Origin of the sequence: Bradyrhizobium sp. SK17 (assembly GCF_002831585.1) — a bacterium.
In the GTDB taxonomy this organism is placed as follows: domain Bacteria; phylum Pseudomonadota; class Alphaproteobacteria; order Rhizobiales; family Xanthobacteraceae; genus Bradyrhizobium.
Genome location: NZ_CP025113.1, coordinates 789,360 through 805,091 on the forward strand (window position 1 = coordinate 789,360; position 15,732 = coordinate 805,091).

The window sequence follows — 15,732 nt, forward strand, 5'->3', positions numbered from 1 at the left end:
CCCGGCGAAGGCCGGGACGACGACTGAATTTGCCGAGACTAACTGCCCAGCCCCGTCCCGCCATACAGCCACGCGATATCGTCGCACCATTCGTTCTGCGACTTCGCGCTCATGATCGCGTTGCGGATGCGGGCGTGGTCGCCCGCGGGGTGATAGACGTGCTCGCCGATTGCGCGGGACATCAGCTGCACCTGCGCGGTGCGCGGGAAGCGTTGCGCGCGATAGGCGTCGAGCGCCGCCGACTGATCATCATGATTGGCCAGCATGTGCGACAGGCAGACCGCGTCCTCCATCGCCTGGCAGGCGCCCTGCGCGAAATATTGCAGCATCGGATGCGCGGCATCGCCCAGCAACGCGACGCGGCCGTCGATCCAGCGCTCGGTGGGATCGCGGTCGCACAGCACCCAGAGCTTCCAGTTGGTGCCGTGGCGGATGATGCTTTGCGCCCGCTCATGGACGTGGGCAAAGCCCCTCATCACCTCGTCCTCGGAGACCGGCTTGCCGGCGACCGGCTCCGGCGCATCATTGTGATAGGTGACGACGAGGTTGAACACCTTCCAGCCCGACAGCGGGTAATGCACGATGTGGCATTTCGGGCCGGCCCACAGCGTCGCCGCGTTCCAGCGCAGATCCTCCGGCATCTGGTCGGTGGGGATCACCGAGCGATAGGTGGTGTGGCCGGAGACGCGCGGCGGACCATCCGCCGTGACCTGCTTGCGGATGTTCGACCATAGCCCGTCGGCACCGATCAGCAGGCGTCCAATGATCCGCTCGCCATTGGCGAGCTTTGCGGTCACGGACGAGCCATCCTGCTCATAGCCTGTCACCTCGCTGGAGACGCGCAGCTCGATCAGTTCGTGATTTTGGCAAGCGCGCAGGAACACGCCGTGCAGGTCGCCGCGATGCACCACCGCATAGGGATTGCCGAACCGCGCCCGAAAGCTATCGCCGAGGTCGATATGGGTGATCTCGTCCGCTGTCAGCGCATCCATCAATCGGAGCTGATCGATATAGACCGCCATGTTGCGCGCGGCCTCGCCGACGCCGAGATAGTCGAAGGCGTGGAACGCGTTCGGCCCAAGCTGGATGCCGGCCCCGATCTCACCGAGCGCTGAGGCCTTTTCCAGCAGGATCGAGCGGATGCCCTTCTGCGCGAGCCCGAGCGCCACCGCGAGGCCGCCAATGCCGCCGCCTGCGATCAGGACCGGCTTGCTCTCCGCCATCAGCCCGATCTCCCGAGATGTTCGAGCGCATCCTCGGCACGCAGCGGCACCCGCGACGCCTCGTTGTTGAGGTCGACAAGTTGGGTCAAGAGCGAGAGCAGCGTCTTGCGGTCGGCCGGCTTCAGCGGCTCCAGCATCCGCGCCTGCGCCTTGTCGACCGAAGGCATGATGTCGTTGAGCACGCCAGCTCCGGCCTTGGTGAGGTAAAGCAGCTTGACGCGCTTGTCTTCGGCTGCCGGCTTGCGCACGATGAACGCCTTGGCCTCCAGCCGCTCGATCACATTGCCGAGCGTGGAGCGGTCGAACGCGATCACCGCGGAGAGCCTGGTCGCGTCGATGCCGGGATGGGTCGAGATCGTGACCAGCGCGGCATATTGCACCGGCGTCAGGTCGAACGCGCTGCATTCCTCGATGAACAGCGCGACCGCGATCTGCTGCATCCGCCGGAACAGATAACCGGGCGCGGTGTAGACCGCGTCCATGGTGACGGGCGTCGGCTTGCTACTCGGCATCGGGCTGCTTGTCCGGGGCGGCGTCGGCGAACGCCTTGACTTGCTTCGCCACCGCCTCGGCCTTGATCAGGCGTGGATAGGCCGACACATCGACACCGAACCGCCGCGCATTGGCGAGCTGCGGCACCAGGCAGAGATCCGCGAGCGTGGGCGTATCGCCGAAGCAGAACGGACCGGCCTCGTCCGCGATCAGGGTCTCGCAGGCCGCAAGTCCCTCGCGATTGGCCCAGGCCGCCCATTCGGTCACCTGCTCCTCGGGCAGGCCGAGCTTGCGCAACCGCGCCAGCACCTTCAGGTTCTGCACCGGGTGGGTGTCGCAGGCGATCGCTTGGGCGAAGGCGCGCACCTTGGCGCGGCGCAGCGGATCCTGCGGCAGCAGCGGCGGATTGGGATTGGTCTCGTCGAGCCATTCGATGATCGCGAGCGACTGGGTCAGGATCGCGCCGGCGTCGCTCTCCAGCGTCGGCACCAGCCCCTGCGGATTGATCGCGAGATAGGCCGGGGCGCACTGCTCGCCCTTGCGCAGATGATGCGGCAGGTGCTCCGGCGTCAGCCCCTTCAGATTGAGGGCGATCCGGACCCGGTAGGACGCGCTGCTGCGGAAATAGCCATGCAGCTTCATCGGAACCTCCCTCGCGTTTTCGTCATTGGGTGTTCGTTGACGCTAGCCATATTGTCAGTATACTGTCAATTAAATTGAACCGACAAGAATGATGGGAGGCTTGCCATGGAAGCCGTGCAGAAGACCCCGGAGCGCGAGGCGTTCTACAAGAAGATCGACGGCGAGAATCTATCAGCGCTCTGGAACGTGCTCGGCGACCTGGTGACGCCGGAGCCGCGCAGCGCCTGCCGCCCACATCTGTGGAAGTTCGACCAGATTCGCGACTACATGAACGAGGCCGGCAAGCTGATCACGGCCAAGGAAGCCGAGCGCCGCGTGCTGGTGCTGGAGAATCCCGGCCTGCGCGGGCAATCCAGGATCACGACCTCGCTGTTCGCCGGCGTACAAATGGTGGTGCCGGGCGACGTCGCGCCCGCCCATCGCCACACCCAGTCGGCGCTGCGTTTCGTGCTCGAAGGCAAAGGCGCCTATACCGCAGTCGATGGCGAGCGCACCGCGATGGCGCCGGGCGATTTCGTCATCACGCCGTCGATGACCTGGCATGACCATTCCAACGAAACCTCAGAGCCGATGTTCTGGCTCGACGGGCTCGACATCCCGATGGTGCAGTTCTTCGACTGCTCGTTCGCGGAAGGCGCCAAGGAGGACCAGCAGGCGATCTCCAAGCCAGCCGGCGACAGCTTCGCGCGCTACGGCCGCAACCTGCTGCCGATCGACCAGAAGCGATCGTCGAAGACCTCGCCGATCTTCAACTATCCCTATGAGCACACCCGCGAGACGCTGGAGAAGGCCAGGGCCCGCGACGAGTGGGATGCCTGCCACGGCCTAAAGCTGAAATTCTCCAACCCCGAGACCGGCGATTTCGCGATGCCGACCATCGGCACCTTCATCCAGCTGCTGCCGAAGGGCTTCAAGACCACACGTTATCGTTCCACTGATGCGACCGTGTTCGCCGCGATCGAGGGCAACGGCCGCACAAGGGTCGGCGACCAGACCTTCGAATGGGGCCCGCGCGATCTGTTCGTGGTACCGAGCTGGCACTGGGTCACCCACGAGGCCGACGCGGACTCGGTGCTGTTCTCGTTCTCGGATCGCCCGGTGCAGCAGAAGCTGGACCTGTTCCGCGAGGATCGGGGGAACGCGTAAGCCAGCAACGTGTAGTCGTCGTCCCGGCGAAAGCCGGGACCCATACGCCGCGGCCTCAGGAAGGGGCACGCGGCAAGTCATTCATCTTACAAACGCCAGCGGTGGTTATCGGTCCCGGCCTTCGCCGGGACGACGCCTGTGTTGTGGCCGACGGCCTGCATTCACCGCCAGTGCAGCAGCCGCGTCTCCAGCAGATTGATCAGCTTGCCGACCGCGAGCCCGAACAGCGACAGGATCACGACGCCGGCGAGCAACTGATCGGTCTGCATCAGATTGCCGGCCTGCAACACGAAGGCGCCGATGCCGTATTGCGCGCCGATCATTTCGGCGCTGACCACCAGCAACAGCGCAACCGATGCGGTGATGCGGAAGCCGGCAAGGATCGAGGGCAGCGCGCCAGGCCAGATCACGCGGCGCACAATGGCATGGAACGGCACATTGAAGCTCTGCGCCATCCGGATCAGGTTGCGCGGCACCGCGTCGACGCCGCTATAGACCGAGATTGCGGTCGAGAAGAACACGCCGAGCGCAATGGTGGCGATCTTCGGCTCCTCGCCGATCCCGAGCCACAGGATCAGGAGCGGCAGCAGCGCGATCTTCGGGATCGGGAACAGCGCCGAGATGAAGGTGATGCCGACGCCGCGCGCCATGGTCGACAGCCCGATCGCGAAGCCGACGATGACCCCTGCAACCGTGCCGAGGATCCAGCCGGTCCCGATCCGCATGATCGACCACGACAAATGCTGCCACAGCGCGCCCGACGTCGCGAGCTTGGTGATCGCGACCGCGATCGCCGAGGGTGCCGGCAGGAACAGCGGATTGACCCAGCCCGCGCTGCCGGCGATCTGCCACACCGCGATGACCAGCGCGAGCGCGATCCAGCCGGCGTAGCGGCTGCCGCCTGATGTGAAGCCGGCGCCGCGAAACGCGACCGGCCGCGTCGCTTCTTTCGCTTCCTGCGGCGCGCGGTCAAGCATGCTGGACCTCGCGCTCGGCATCGATCGCCTCTTTCCGGATCAGCGACCACAATTCGCCCTGCAATGCCGCCATCCGGCCGCGCGCATCCACCGTGCCGCGCTCGGCGCGCGTCATCGGAATGCTCACGATCTCCCGGATGCGGCCGGGACGGCGCGACAGCACGACGATGCGATCGGCGAGCCGCACCGCTTCGTCGAGATTATGCGTGACATAGACCGCGCCCATCGCCCCGTCGGCGAGCAGGCGCACGAAATCCTCCATCAGCAGCTCGCGGGTCTGCGAATCCAGCGCCGACAGCGGCTCGTCCATCAGCAGGATCGCCGGACGCACCGCGAGCGCCCGCGCGATGCCGACACGCTGCCGCATGCCGCCGGACAGCTGCTTCGGATAGGCGGCGCGGAAATCCGTTAAGCCCGTGCGGCGCAACGCGTCGTCGATCACGGCGCGGCGCTCGCCGGCGCTCAGGGGCGTGTGCAGCAGCGGAAACGCGACATTCTCCTCGACCGTATTCCACGGCAGCAGGGCAAAATCCTGGAACACGAAGGTCAGCGGATTGAGGCTGCCGGCCGGCGCCGCGCCGCGCAGCTCGGCGGCGCCTTTGCTCGGCCGCAGCAAGCCGCCGAGGATCGACAGCAGCGTGCTCTTGCCGCAGCCGGACGGACCGACGATCGCGACGATCTCGCCGGCGGCGACCTGGAAGGAGACATCGTCGAGCACGTCGAGGTCGTCGAAACGATGGCTGATACGGTCGGCGATCAGGTCCATGTGATCGCGCCTTCCGCTGTCGATCCGTCATCCTGAGGAGCGCGAAGCGCGTCTCGAAGAATGCACGGCCCGGATGCAGGTGGGCCGTCGACCCTTCGAGACGCCGCTGCGCGGCTCCTCAGGGTGACGGAGATAGAGTGGTGCGCGCCGTCGACCATCAATCCGCCTTCACATAGTCCTTGGCGATGATCGCGTTCGCATCAAAGCCCTTGTCGACGAAGCCCTGCTCTTGCAGCCATTTGATCTGGTTGTCGACGTTCTTCACGTCGAGCTTGCCGTCGGGATCGACATAGGCGCAATTGCCGACCACCTGCTCGACCGGCAGGTTTGTGTACTTGGCGATGATCTCGAGCAGCGGCCTCGTCTTGTCGTTGATCGGCACCACGCCGTCCTTGATCGCGCTCAGGATCACGTCGTGATAGTCGTGATCGGCGCGGGTCAGCGCGGTGAGCAACCTCGTCACCAGTTGCGCATGGGTCAGCGTCCTCGGCGACGCGAAGATCGCCCCCAACTGCCACGGCGTCTCGTCGCCGACCCAGCCGAGCAATTTCGCACCGCCCGAATCCATCAAGGTCCGCGCGGTCGAGATCGGCAGCAGCGCGGCATCGACCGTCTCGCCCTTCAGCGCCGCCGCCGCGTTCGACAGCGATTGCAGCGGCACGATCTTCACATCGGACAGTTTGAAGCCGTATTTGTCGGCGAGCAGGCCGAGCGAGTAATGGAAGCTGGAGCCGACCTGGGTCACCGCCACGCGCTTGCCGGCGAGATCCTTCGGCGTCTTCAGGCCCGCCGCATAGGCATTGTTGCTGGCGAAATAGCCGATCAAGGGATAACCGGCCTTCTCGCGGCTCATGCCGCCGATCACCTTCAGCGTGCCCTTGCCGGCGAGATTGTAGAGCCCCGCGGTGAAGGCGGTGATGCCGACATCGACATCGCCCGAGGTGGTCGCCACCGCGATCGGCTGCGCCGCGTCGAAGAACTTCAGCTCGACATCGAGCCCGGCGTCGCGGAAATAGCCCTTGTCCTGCGCGATGAACACCGGCGCCGAGGACGACAGCCGCAGCACGCCGATCTTCGCCTTGAGGACATCGTCGGCCCGCGCAATGCCGCTCGCGGCCCACATCAGCAAGCCCGTGAGTGCGAGCCGCGCCCAACCCTTCATCCCTGTACTCCGCTTATAGTCCATCAGGCACGGTTTGGTCGCGCCCGATGAACGCGCCCTGCGCCGCGAGCTGTTGTTGCAACTTTTCGACGGAAATGTCGCGCGGAATCGTGTTGCCCGACAGCGCCAAGGCCGCCGCGGTTCCCGCCGCCTCGCCCATCACGAAACAGGCACCGGAGACGCGCGCCGCCGATTGCCCCTCATGGGTCATCGAGGCGCAACGGCCGGCGACCAGGAGATTGTCGACGCCATCGGGTACCAGCATGCGGTACGGCAACTCATTGTAGCCGCGGCTGTCCGGGATCGGCGGAAACTCGAAGATCACGTCGCCCGCGACATGCGATTCCTTCGGCCAGCCATTGACGCCGATCGAATCCTCGAACGAGGCGCAACCCAGCACGTCCTCGCCTGTGAGCATGTAGCCGCCGATCACGCGCCGGGTCTCGCGGATACCGAGCTGCGGCGGCAGATCGACGATATAGGAGTTCTCGAAGCCCGGCACCGTGCGCAGGAATGCAAAGGCCTCCACCGCCTGGCGGCGGCCCTCGATCTCGCCGCGCGTCATGTCGTCGGGATCGATGCCGGAAATGGCGCGGCCATCGTCCCGCGTCACCTGGGTGAAGTTCACCCGCCATTCGATCTGCGACTTCTGCGGCCGCACGATCGCGGATTTGCGCGGGAATGTATGGGTACCGGCGGCCTCGGCCTCCGCCATCAGCGCCGGGATCGTGCGCCAGGCATCGCCGGCCCTGGCCGGATCGATGCCGTTGAGGCGGAACATCATCGAGGGGTAGAGCATGCCACCCGCATTGTCGCCGACCTCGTAGGGCGCGCCGGCCCACACCGCGAGATCGCCGTCACCGGAACAATCGATGAAGATGCCACCGCGCACCGCGCGCCGGCCGGCCTTGGTTTCCACCATCAGCGCGCGGATATGCGCGCCATCCATCACGACGCCGGCGCCGAGCGCGTGGAACAGGATGTCGACCTTGTGATGCGCCAGCAGGTCGTCGGCCGCGATCTTGTAGGCCGCGGTGTCGTACGCCTGCGCCAGGATCTTGCCGAGGATCAGATGCGGCGCGTTCAGGCCGCCGAGCCGGTCGATCCGCGCCAGCAGGTCGGAGGCGATGCCCTGCACCACCCGATGCATCTCGCCGAAGATGTTGGCGTGCAGGCCGCAGAAATTGGTCACGCCGGCCGCGGTGCCCATGCCACCGAGAAATCCGTAGCGCTCGATCAACAGCGTCCGCCGTCCGGCGCGCGCCGCGCCGACCGCGGCTGCAATGCCGGCCGGGCCGCCGCCAAGCACCACCACGTCATATTCGCCATAGAGGGGGACCTGCCGCGCAGGTTCTTCGATCGTGCTCGCTCGCATCATTTCCGCCCTGAACAAGTTGATTGGGCCGACTATGAATTGATGCGGATTGCAGTACAATCCACCAAATTATGTAATCAGCTTTCGCGAATCGAGAAAGGCGAGAGATGAGTTAAAAGGACGGCAGATGGATACGCTGGTCAATCTCGAAGCCTTCCTCGCCACCGCCGACGCCGGCGGCTTCTCCGCCGCCGCGCGCAAGCTGAACCTCGCAACCTCGGTCGTCGCCAAGCGCGTCACCCAGCTCGAGGAGCGGATCGGCACCGCGCTGTTCCACCGCTCGACCCGCCAGTTGCGGCTGACCGAGGCCGGTCAGCAATATGTGCATCGCGCCCGCGGCGTCGTCGCCGATGTCGGCGATCTGCTGTCGCGGATGGGCGAGAAGCAGCGCGACCTCTCCGACCATCTCCGCGTCAAGGCGCCGACCTCGCTGACGGTGGCGCGGCTTGCCGATGCGTTCACGATCTTCCAGCGACAGAACCGCAGCGTGAAGCTCGAGATCGTGATGATCGATCGCCCGGTCGATCCGGTGACCGAAGGTTTCGACATCGCGATCGGCGCCTTCCCGCATTCCTTCGGCGGGGTTGTCGACGAGCCGTTGTGCCGGCTGCCGCGGCTCGTGTGCGCCGCGCCGGCCTATCTCAGGAAGAACGGCACGCCGAAACATCCGCGCGATCTGGTCGATCACCGCTGCCTCAGCTTCCTGCCCACGGGGCCGGAATGGCCGTTCGAGGGGCCGCGCGGCCGGATCAATGTCCAGGTCCGCCCGATCCTGTCGTCGAACGAGGGCCGCGTGCTGACGCAGAGTGCGATCGCCGGCAACGGCATCGCGCTGCTGTCGCATTACCTGGTCGCCGACGCACTGCGCGACGGCGCGTTGCAGCCGATCCTTGCCGAGTTTCCGATTCCGGAACTGTGGGTGAAAGCCGCCGTTCCCGAACGCCGCATCGACGCTGCCGCGGTGCAGGCACTGCTGAAGACTTTGAAAAAGTCGCTGTCGCAGCCGCTGTAATCCGGCACTGGTCTTGGCCTTCGCATGCAGACCTGCGAGAACAATGCGAAAGGATCGCCTGCTTGAAACTCCTGCTGTCAGTATCGCTCGGTCTCATCATCGCCGCTCAGCCCGCGGCAGCGATCGAGACGTGCCGCTTCATCGAGGCCAAGGCGGAGCGCGAGGCCTGCTACCATCGGCAAGAGGAGGAACTGGCGGCCCGGCGCAAGCCCGAACCGTCGATCACCCAATCGAGCCAATCGATGACGTTCGACTCCTTGCAGCAGATGCGCCGTGACGACGAAGAGGTCTATCGCAGCATGCGCGGCATCTGCCGCGGCTGCTGAGCGAGGCGGAATCTGTAGGGTGGATTAGCGAAGCGTAATCCGCCGACTTATCGCGGTATGAACGGCGGGTTACGCTACGCTAACCCGCCCTACGCCGCCCTACGAATTGCCGCCGCCCCACCGCCCCGCGCGCTTCTCGGCAAAGGAGGCCAGCCCTTCGGCGGCCTCGGCGGTCTGCCGCTTCGCCGAATGCAGATGGACGAGACGCTTGTAGGCCGCATCGTCCACCGCCATGCCGCCGAACGAGCTTTCCATCGCGAGCGTCTTGGTTTCGGCCATCGCCTCCGGCGCGTTGCCGAGCAACTGTTCCACGACCCTGGCGCCGGCGCTTTCGAGATCGGACAATGGCACCACCTCATGAACGAGACCGATGCGCCGCGCATCTTCCGCACCGAATCGTTCGCCGGTCAGGGCGTAGCGGCGTACCTGGCGCACGCCGATGGCGTCGCAGAGCTGCGGGATGATGATCGCAGCCGTCAGGCCCCAGCGCACCTCGGTGATCGAGAACAGCGCGTTGTCGGCCGCGATCACGATATCGCAGGCCGAGATCACGCCGGTGCCGCCGCCGAAGCAGCCGCCCTGCACCAGCGCCACGGTCGGGACCGGCAGCGTGTTGAGGCGCTGCACCGCCTCGAAGGTGGCTCGCGACGCCGTCTCGTTCTCGTCAGACGATTTCGGCCGCACGCCGTTGATCCATTTCAGGTCGGCGCCGGCCTGGAAATGCTTGCCGTTGCCCTTGAGCACGACGACGCGCACCGGCTTGGTCGAGAGATCGTCGATCGCGGCGAGCACGCCGGCGATCAACGCGCCATCATAGGCATTGTTGACCTCGGGCCGGTTCAGCGTGACGGTCGCGACCCCGCGCGCATCGAGGCTCCACAGGACTGGGCTGGCCGACATGACGTTTCTCCCTGGCTCGGCATTGCTCTTGGCAGGCACTATGACGAGAGCGGCCGCCTTGATCCATCACTTTCGGGCGCGCACGACCGCGCCTTGCGCATGACGGGTTGCGCGATGCCCCGCGCTTGTGGAAACTGACGCGGCACGTTGCAAGGACCAGTTCCACTCATGCGCATTTGCATTTTCGGCGCGGGCGCCGTCGGCAGCCACTTCGCGGTCCGGCTGGCCCGCGCCGGCCACGAGGTGTCCTGCGTGATGCGAGGCCCCCATCTCGATGCGGTCAGGACCAACGGCTTGACGCTGAAGGTCGGTGACAGCAGCGTCACCGCGAAAGTCAAGGCGTCGGCCGATCCCGCCGAGCTCGGCCCGCAGGACGTCGTCATCAGCACGCTGAAGGCCACCGGAGTCAGTGCGCTCGCCAGCGGGTTGTTACCGCTGCTTGAGCGGGACACCGCAATCGTGTTCGCGCAGAACGGCATTCCCTGGTGGTACGATCTCGGCCCGCCGCCGCAGCATCCCAGCATTCCTGATCTCGGCTTCCTCGATCCCGGCGGGCGCTTGCGCCGCGCCATACCGAAAGAGCGAATCATCGGCGGCGTGATCTTCTCCTCCAACGAGGTGATCGCGCCCGGCACCGCGGCCAACCTGTCGCCGGAGCGCAACCGGCTCCTGATCGGTGAATGCGACGATCGCCGGAGCGAGCGCATCGCCCGGCTGCGCGCGGCGTTGAACGAGGCCGCGATCGAATCGCCCGAGGTCACGCAGATCCGCGAGACGATCTGGTCGAAGCTATTGACCAACATGTCGATGTCGGTGCTTTGCCTCTTGACCGGGCTGACCGCGCGCGGCGTCCGCGACGATCCTGACATGCAGGACGTGATCCCGCGGCTGCTCGACGAGGCCAACACGGTGGCGACGCACTATATCCCCGGGGTCAAGCGCGTCACCCGCTCGGGACCCGCGCCTGACCACAAGCCCTCGATCCTGCAAGACTACGAGCTCGGCCGTGCCATGGAGATCGACGTGCTGGTGCGCGCACCGGCGGCGTTTGCCCGCGCGGCTGATATTGCGACCCCGATGCTCGACCTGATGGCCGCGCTCGCGATCCAGAAGGCGCGTGACAAGGGCCTGTATCAGGGCTGACAATCCAGGCATCACGACAACAAGCAGGGACATCGAACCATGCACGTCAAGGACAAGGTCTGCGTCGTCACCGGCGGCGCCAGCGGGATCGGCGAAGCGGTGGCGCGCGCCTATGCGGAGGCCGGCGCACGCGGCGTCGTGGTCGCCGACCTGAAGACCTCGCGCGACCGGCTCGCCAGCGTCGCCGGCGATATCGACGGGCTCGCGGTCACCGCCGACGTCGGGCTCGAGGAGGACATCAAGGCGCTGATCGCGGCCGCCGAGGACAAATATGGGCCGGTCGACGTGTTCTTCTCCAATGCCGGGCTGTCGCGCAAGGGACAGGAAACCGCATCCGATGCCGACTGGGATGTGAGCTGGCGCGTGCATGTGATGAGCCACGTGTTCGCGGCGCGGGCGCTGGTGCCGGGCATGCTGGCACGCGGCTCCGGCTATCTGCTCAACACCGCGTCTGCGGCAGGGCTGTTGGCCTCGCTGAACTCGATGCCCTACGGCGTCACCAAGAGCGCCGCGGTCGCGCTCGCGGAGCATCTGGCGATCCAGTATGGCGATCGCGGCATCCGCGTCTCCGTGCTCTGCCCGCAATCGGTACAGACCGGGATGACCACGCCGGGCCCGAGCGCGGCCCGCGTCGACGGCGTGCTGCAACCGGGCGAGGTGGCGCGGATGGTGATCGAGGCGATGGCTGAAGAGCGTTTCCTGATTCTCTCGCATCCGCAGGTGCAGGAATACATGCAGCGCAAGGCCACCAACCGCGAACGCTGGCTGTCCGGCATGCGCCGCCTGCGCGACCGGATCTATGGCGGCGCCGCGTCAGGCTGACGGCCCCATCGTCATTGCGAGGAGCGACAGCGACGAAGCAATCCATTCATCCGCGAACGGCGAGATGGATTGCTTCGCTTCGCTCGCAATGACGTTGTTACGGCTCTTTCAGAGGCGGCGCGAACTTGTCCAGCAGCCCGGAATAGGCTTTCGCCGCGGGCATCGCGTAGGCGCCGCGGCGCGATGTCGTGAGCTTGAGGGCTGCGAGCGCCTCCGCCTGCTTCACCGCGGCCGCCACGCCGTCGACCACCGGCACGCCGAACTGCACCGACAGCGCCTGGGCCAGGTCGGCCATCCCGGCGCAGCCGAGCACGATGGCATCGGCCCCCTTCTCCAGCGCTCGCGCGATTTCCGCCTGTAGCTTCTCCCGCGCGCCGGAGCCCGGCTTTTCGAGATCGAGCACCGCGACATCGCAGGCGGTGACCGCGGCGCGATCGGCAAAGCCGTAGCGGCGGACCAGCTCCTCCAGCGGCACGATCGAGCGCGGCAGCGTGGTGACGATCCCGATCCGCCTGGCGAGCTGGCCGGCGGTGACCAGCGCCGCCTCGCAAATGCCGACCACCGGATAGCGCGCCGCCGACCGCGCCGCGTCGAGCCCGGTGTCGTCGAAACAGGCGATGATGCCGGCATCGGCATCCGGCGTCTTCAGGAGCGCTTCGATCAGCCCGGGAATGGCGAACGCCTCGTCATAGAAGCCCTCGATCGAAGCGGGGCCCATCGCCGACGTGACGGCTATGATCTCGGTGCCATCAGCGGCAACCGCCTGCGCCGCGGTGGCGATGGTCGCGGTCATCGACGCGGTGGTGTTGGGATTGACGATCAGGATCTTGGTCATGAATCGAATTAGTAGCCCGGATGCAGCGCAGCGCAATCCGGGGCAGTGTCACAGGCGGAACGCGGTCCGTCACGAATGTGTCGCCACCCATGCCGCGAAGGCATCGAGCACCTCGGCCATCACCTCGCGGTCGGTGCGGCCGGAGCGCTTCAGCACATGGAAGGAGTGATCGGCCTCCTGCACCAGGTGCAACATCGCCCGGCTCCCCAGCCCCTTCACCACAGGCTCGAGCAGGTCGAGCTCGGCCAGCGCGTCGCGCGTCCCTTGCAGGAGCAGCATCGGGATCTTGACCTCGGCGAGGTGTGCAGCCCGTTCGCTCGACGGCTTGCCGGCGGGGTGCAGCGGAAAGCCGAGGAACACCAGCCCGCGTACGCCGGCGAGCGGCGCCTTGGCCTGCGCCTGCGAGGTCATGCGGCCGCCAAACGACTTGCCGCCTGCGAACAGCGGCAGTTCGCCGCAATGCCGCGCCGCCTCCGCCGCCGCGGCGCGCACCGTGGCCTGCGCGACGGCGGGCGGATCGGGCCGCTTGCTGCCCTTCTCCATGTAGGGAAACTGATAGCGCAGCGTCGCGATGCCGCGCTCCGCCAACCCTTCCGATATCGCGGCCATCGACGGGTGCGTCATGCCGGCGCCGGCACCATGCGCGAACACATAGGCCGCGCGCGCCTGCGCCGGTCGCAGCAGCAGCGCGGACACCGTGCTGTCGCCCGAGACCGTGATCGTGAGCGGCTGGAGACCTGACGCGTTCAAGATGACATCTCGACGACTTGTTGCTTCGCCATGTCTAGCCCTCCGATCCCGATGCGCGCAAATGCCGCCCTGGCGGTCGCGCCGCAAGTGAACTGGCTCACAGCCAATCCACATTTCCTTTGCAACATTCCGTTGGTAGACCTGACACCGCTACTGTAGGATGGCATACAGCGCACCACACGTTTAGCGCGAATCCGTTTTGACGATTGTTAATATCTCATCAATATGACGCGCGGGTACCGCGAATTGGGGGACGGGAGCATGCCTCGCAAGACGATCGTGATCATAGGCCTGCTGATTGTCGCCGGCGTCCTCTACTTCAAGGACGATCTCGAGACGCTGGCGAGCGGCTTCCGCGTCAAGGTCGTCGACTACCAGCCGCCGGCGAAGACCGTCTGGCTAGATCAGAATGTCACCGCCGAGCGGCTGCGCTGGTTCTACCACGCCGACCAGGGCACGCGGACTTTCGGTATCCCGATTGAATGGTTCAATGCGCTGGAGCAGCCGACGCTCTGGCCGCTGTTCACCGCGGCACCGAAGCTCAGCGAGACCAATTATCTCGGCCGCTTCGGCTTCATTCCCGACACCGTGATCCCGGGCAAGCCCGATCCGCTGCCGATCGGCTTCGCGCCGAGCGGCCCGATGGCGGATGCCAACGGCGCGCCGTGGCGCAATCCGCACAGCAAGGCCGACATGAACGGCGTCGGGCTGACTTGCTCCGCCTGCCACACCGGAAGCCTCAGCTATCGCGGCACCGAGATCGTGATCGACGGCGGCCCGGCCAACACCAACCTGTTCGAATTCCAGAAGAGCGTCGGCGTCTCGCTGCTGCTGACCCGGTTCTGGCCGGGCCGCTTCGCGCGCTTTGCCGAGGCGATCGTCGGCAAGGATGCCAGCGTCGACGAGCGGATGGCGCTGCGCGGCCAGCTCGATCTCGTGCTCAAGCAATACGCCAATATCAACGCGCTGGAGAACAAGGTCGCCGCCAACAGCGTCGAGGAAGGTTACACGCGGCTCGACGCGCTGAACCGGATCGGCAACCAGGTGTTCTCGATCGATCTCAACAATCCGAACAATTACGCCTCGCATTCGGCGCCGGTGCATTTCCCGCGGATCTGGAACGCACCTTGGTTCAGCTGGGTACAGTATGACGGCTCGATCATGCAGCCGATGGTGCGCAATGCCGGCGAGGCGCTCGGCGTCAGCGCCGAGCTCAATCTGCTCGACGAGTCCAAGGGACTTTACAAGTCGAGCGCACGGATCGACGTGCTGCACGAGATGGAGCGGATGATCGCCGGCGAGCCGCCGAGCGAGGACAAGGGCTTTGGCGGGCTGGCATCGCCGAAATGGCCGGAGAACATCCTGGGGCAGATCAACATGGATCTCGCGAAGAAGGGCGGCGAGCTCTACAAGGCGCACTGCCAGGGCTGCCACGGCCCCGCGATCGACAGCAAGGCGCTGCCGGCGAGCGAGGCCTTCGCGCTGTTCAAGGACAAGAAGCGCTGGATCAAGAACGACGCCGGCCAGCCGCTGCTCGACGTCGAGATGATTCCGATCAGCCATATCGGCACCGACAGCGCACAGGCCGAGGGCCTTGCGAGCCGCACCGTCGAGACGCCGGCCAATCTGGGGATCAAGGACGGTGGCTTCGGGCCCGCGCTCGGCGAGCTGGTCGAGAAGACCGTCGACTACTGGTACGACCAGAACAAGACGTCGCCGGAGGATCGCAAGCGCATCAACGGCTACCGGCCGAACGAGATCCAGGCGCCGCTCGCCTACAAGGTCCGTCCCCTCAACGGCATCTGGGCGACCCCGCCCTATCTGCACAACGGGTCGGTGCCGAGCATCTACGCGCTGCTGTCCCCGGTGCAGGAACGTCCCCCGATCGTCTATCTCGGCAGCCGCGAGTATGACCCGAAGAATCTCGGCTATGTCTCCGACGACAAGATCAAGAACGTGTTCGCGCTCGACACCAGGAAACGCGGCAACAGCAATGCCGGCCACGAATTCGCCAACGAGAAGCGCACCGGCGTGATCGGACCGGAGCTGAAGGAAGACGAGCGCCGCGCCCTGATCGAGTTCATCAAGACGCTGTAGGTCTCGCCAACGGGTTCACCGTGCTGGCCGGGCATGTCCGGGCAGCACGCGCTCATGGAGAGAT

At 66.0% G+C, this 15,732-nt stretch carries 16 protein-coding genes; 6 read left to right on the forward strand and 10 right to left on the reverse strand.

All coding sequences use genetic code 11. The features are described from left to right. Nucleotides 1-38: 38 nt before the first annotated feature. From CWS35_RS03695 to maiA, 3 genes are read right to left on the reverse strand one after another with little or no spacing between them, the layout of a single operon-like run. A complete protein-coding gene (locus tag CWS35_RS03695) occupies nucleotides 39-1,223 on the reverse strand; it encodes a 3-hydroxybenzoate 6-monooxygenase (RefSeq protein ID WP_100950830.1) in 1,185 nt (394 codons plus the stop codon). Then, the gene (locus tag CWS35_RS03700) at nucleotides 1,223-1,735 is read right to left on the reverse strand and encodes a MarR family winged helix-turn-helix transcriptional regulator (RefSeq protein WP_024581567.1); all 513 of its coding nucleotides are present in this window, start codon (nucleotides 1,733-1,735) and stop codon (nucleotides 1,223-1,225) included. Before CWS35_RS03700 ends, CWS35_RS03695 begins: the two co-directional genes overlap by 1 nt. Next, a complete protein-coding gene (gene maiA / locus CWS35_RS03705; RefSeq protein WP_100950832.1) occupies nucleotides 1,725-2,357 on the reverse strand; it encodes a maleylacetoacetate isomerase in 633 nt (210 codons plus the stop codon). Before maiA ends, CWS35_RS03700 begins: the two co-directional genes overlap by 11 nt. Nucleotides 2,358-2,462: 105 nt before the next feature. Between maiA and gtdA the strand changes: the two genes are divergently transcribed. Then, nucleotides 2,463-3,503: a gentisate 1,2-dioxygenase gene (gene gtdA, locus CWS35_RS03710; protein ID WP_100950834.1), complete on the forward strand. Its 1,041-nt coding sequence runs from the start codon at nucleotides 2,463-2,465 to the stop codon at nucleotides 3,501-3,503. A 161-nt stretch (nucleotides 3,504-3,664) separates the two neighbouring features. Here the strand turns inward: gtdA and CWS35_RS03715 are convergent, their stop codons facing one another. The 4 genes from CWS35_RS03715 to CWS35_RS03730 form a co-directional block, all read right to left on the reverse strand. Beyond that, on the reverse strand, nucleotides 3,665-4,480 hold the full coding sequence (locus tag CWS35_RS03715; protein ID WP_168226258.1) for an ABC transporter permease: 816 nt from the start codon (nucleotides 4,478-4,480) through the stop codon (nucleotides 3,665-3,667). Then, the gene (locus CWS35_RS03720) at nucleotides 4,473-5,246 is read right to left on the reverse strand and encodes an ABC transporter ATP-binding protein (protein WP_100950838.1); all 774 of its coding nucleotides are present in this window, start codon (nucleotides 5,244-5,246) and stop codon (nucleotides 4,473-4,475) included. The genes CWS35_RS03715 and CWS35_RS03720 overlap by 8 nt, the downstream gene beginning before the upstream one ends. A 157-nt stretch (nucleotides 5,247-5,403) precedes the next feature. After that, on the reverse strand, nucleotides 5,404-6,408 hold the full coding sequence (locus CWS35_RS03725; RefSeq protein ID WP_100950840.1) for an ABC transporter substrate-binding protein: 1,005 nt from the start codon (nucleotides 6,406-6,408) through the stop codon (nucleotides 5,404-5,406). Nucleotides 6,409-6,421: 13 nt separating this feature from the next. Beyond that, complete coding sequence (locus tag CWS35_RS03730) at nucleotides 6,422-7,783, reverse strand: FAD-dependent oxidoreductase (protein WP_024582706.1); 1,362 nt, start codon at nucleotides 7,781-7,783, stop codon at nucleotides 6,422-6,424. A 127-nt stretch (nucleotides 7,784-7,910) separates the two neighbouring features. Here CWS35_RS03730 and CWS35_RS03735 point away from each other — a divergent pair, with 127 nt between their 5' ends. Further along, nucleotides 7,911-8,795 (forward strand): LysR family transcriptional regulator, encoded by an 885-nt coding sequence (locus CWS35_RS03735; protein ID WP_100950842.1) that lies wholly within the window; start codon nucleotides 7,911-7,913, stop codon nucleotides 8,793-8,795. A 62-nt stretch (nucleotides 8,796-8,857) separates the two neighbouring features. Next, nucleotides 8,858-9,121 (forward strand): hypothetical protein, encoded by a 264-nt coding sequence (locus CWS35_RS03740; protein ID WP_245438853.1) that lies wholly within the window; start codon nucleotides 8,858-8,860, stop codon nucleotides 9,119-9,121. Between the two features lie 99 nt (nucleotides 9,122-9,220). Here CWS35_RS03740 and CWS35_RS03745 read toward each other — a convergent pair whose 3' ends face one another. Then, nucleotides 9,221-10,021 carry an enoyl-CoA hydratase-related protein gene (locus CWS35_RS03745; RefSeq protein ID WP_100950844.1) on the reverse strand — a complete coding sequence of 267 codons (801 nt, stop codon included), beginning with the start codon at nucleotides 10,019-10,021 and terminating at the stop codon, nucleotides 9,221-9,223. A gap of 168 nt (nucleotides 10,022-10,189) precedes the next feature. On the opposite strand from CWS35_RS03745, the gene CWS35_RS03750 reads away from it, so the two are divergent. Next, the gene (locus CWS35_RS03750) at nucleotides 10,190-11,164 is read left to right on the forward strand and encodes a 2-dehydropantoate 2-reductase (protein WP_100950846.1); all 975 of its coding nucleotides are present in this window, start codon (nucleotides 10,190-10,192) and stop codon (nucleotides 11,162-11,164) included. 39 nt (nucleotides 11,165-11,203) lie between these two features. Continuing rightward, nucleotides 11,204-11,986, forward strand: coding sequence for an SDR family oxidoreductase (locus CWS35_RS03755; RefSeq protein WP_024582701.1), 783 nt, complete (start codon nucleotides 11,204-11,206; stop codon nucleotides 11,984-11,986). Nucleotides 11,987-12,083: 97 nt separating this feature from the next. On the opposite strand, the gene CWS35_RS03760 is transcribed toward CWS35_RS03755, so the two are convergent. Next, nucleotides 12,084-12,821 carry an aspartate/glutamate racemase family protein gene (locus CWS35_RS03760; protein ID WP_100950848.1) on the reverse strand — a complete coding sequence of 246 codons (738 nt, stop codon included), beginning with the start codon at nucleotides 12,819-12,821 and terminating at the stop codon, nucleotides 12,084-12,086. 69 nt (nucleotides 12,822-12,890) lie between these two features. Beyond that, a complete protein-coding gene (locus CWS35_RS03765; protein WP_100950850.1) occupies nucleotides 12,891-13,571 on the reverse strand; it encodes an alpha/beta family hydrolase in 681 nt (226 codons plus the stop codon). 261 nt (nucleotides 13,572-13,832) lie between these two features. On the opposite strand from CWS35_RS03765, the gene CWS35_RS03770 reads away from it, so the two are divergent. Next, nucleotides 13,833-15,668 carry a cytochrome c gene (locus tag CWS35_RS03770; protein ID WP_100950852.1) on the forward strand — a complete coding sequence of 612 codons (1,836 nt, stop codon included), beginning with the start codon at nucleotides 13,833-13,835 and terminating at the stop codon, nucleotides 15,666-15,668. Nucleotides 15,669-15,732: the final 64 nt, after the last annotated feature.

Excerpts from the sequence above, each read along its gene's own strand:
- CWS35_RS03695 (WP_100950830.1), bottom strand. The coding sequence starts at position 1,223 with ATGGCGGAGAGCAAGCCGGTCCTGATCGCAGGCGGCGGCATTGGCGGC.
- CWS35_RS03700 (WP_024581567.1), bottom strand. The coding sequence starts at position 1,735 with ATGCCGAGTAGCAAGCCGACGCCCGTCACCATGGACGCGGTCTACACC.
- maiA (WP_100950832.1), bottom strand. The coding sequence starts at position 2,357 with ATGAAGCTGCATGGCTATTTCCGCAGCAGCGCGTCCTACCGGGTCCGG.
- gtdA (WP_100950834.1), top strand. The coding sequence starts at position 2,463 with ATGGAAGCCGTGCAGAAGACCCCGGAGCGCGAGGCGTTCTACAAGAAG.
- CWS35_RS03715 (WP_168226258.1), bottom strand. The coding sequence starts at position 4,480 with ATGCTTGACCGCGCGCCGCAGGAAGCGAAAGAAGCGACGCGGCCGGTC.
- CWS35_RS03720 (WP_100950838.1), bottom strand. The coding sequence starts at position 5,246 with ATGGACCTGATCGCCGACCGTATCAGCCATCGTTTCGACGACCTCGAC.
- CWS35_RS03725 (WP_100950840.1), bottom strand. The coding sequence starts at position 6,408 with ATGAAGGGTTGGGCGCGGCTCGCACTCACGGGCTTGCTGATGTGGGCC.
- CWS35_RS03730 (WP_024582706.1), bottom strand. The coding sequence starts at position 7,783 with ATGCGAGCGAGCACGATCGAAGAACCTGCGCGGCAGGTCCCCCTCTAT.
- CWS35_RS03735 (WP_100950842.1), top strand. The coding sequence starts at position 7,911 with ATGGATACGCTGGTCAATCTCGAAGCCTTCCTCGCCACCGCCGACGCC.
- CWS35_RS03745 (WP_100950844.1), bottom strand. The coding sequence starts at position 10,021 with ATGTCGGCCAGCCCAGTCCTGTGGAGCCTCGATGCGCGCGGGGTCGCG.
- CWS35_RS03750 (WP_100950846.1), top strand. The coding sequence starts at position 10,190 with ATGCGCATTTGCATTTTCGGCGCGGGCGCCGTCGGCAGCCACTTCGCG.
- CWS35_RS03755 (WP_024582701.1), top strand. The coding sequence starts at position 11,204 with ATGCACGTCAAGGACAAGGTCTGCGTCGTCACCGGCGGCGCCAGCGGG.
- CWS35_RS03760 (WP_100950848.1), bottom strand. The coding sequence starts at position 12,821 with ATGACCAAGATCCTGATCGTCAATCCCAACACCACCGCGTCGATGACC.
- CWS35_RS03770 (WP_100950852.1), top strand. The coding sequence starts at position 13,833 with ATGCCTCGCAAGACGATCGTGATCATAGGCCTGCTGATTGTCGCCGGC.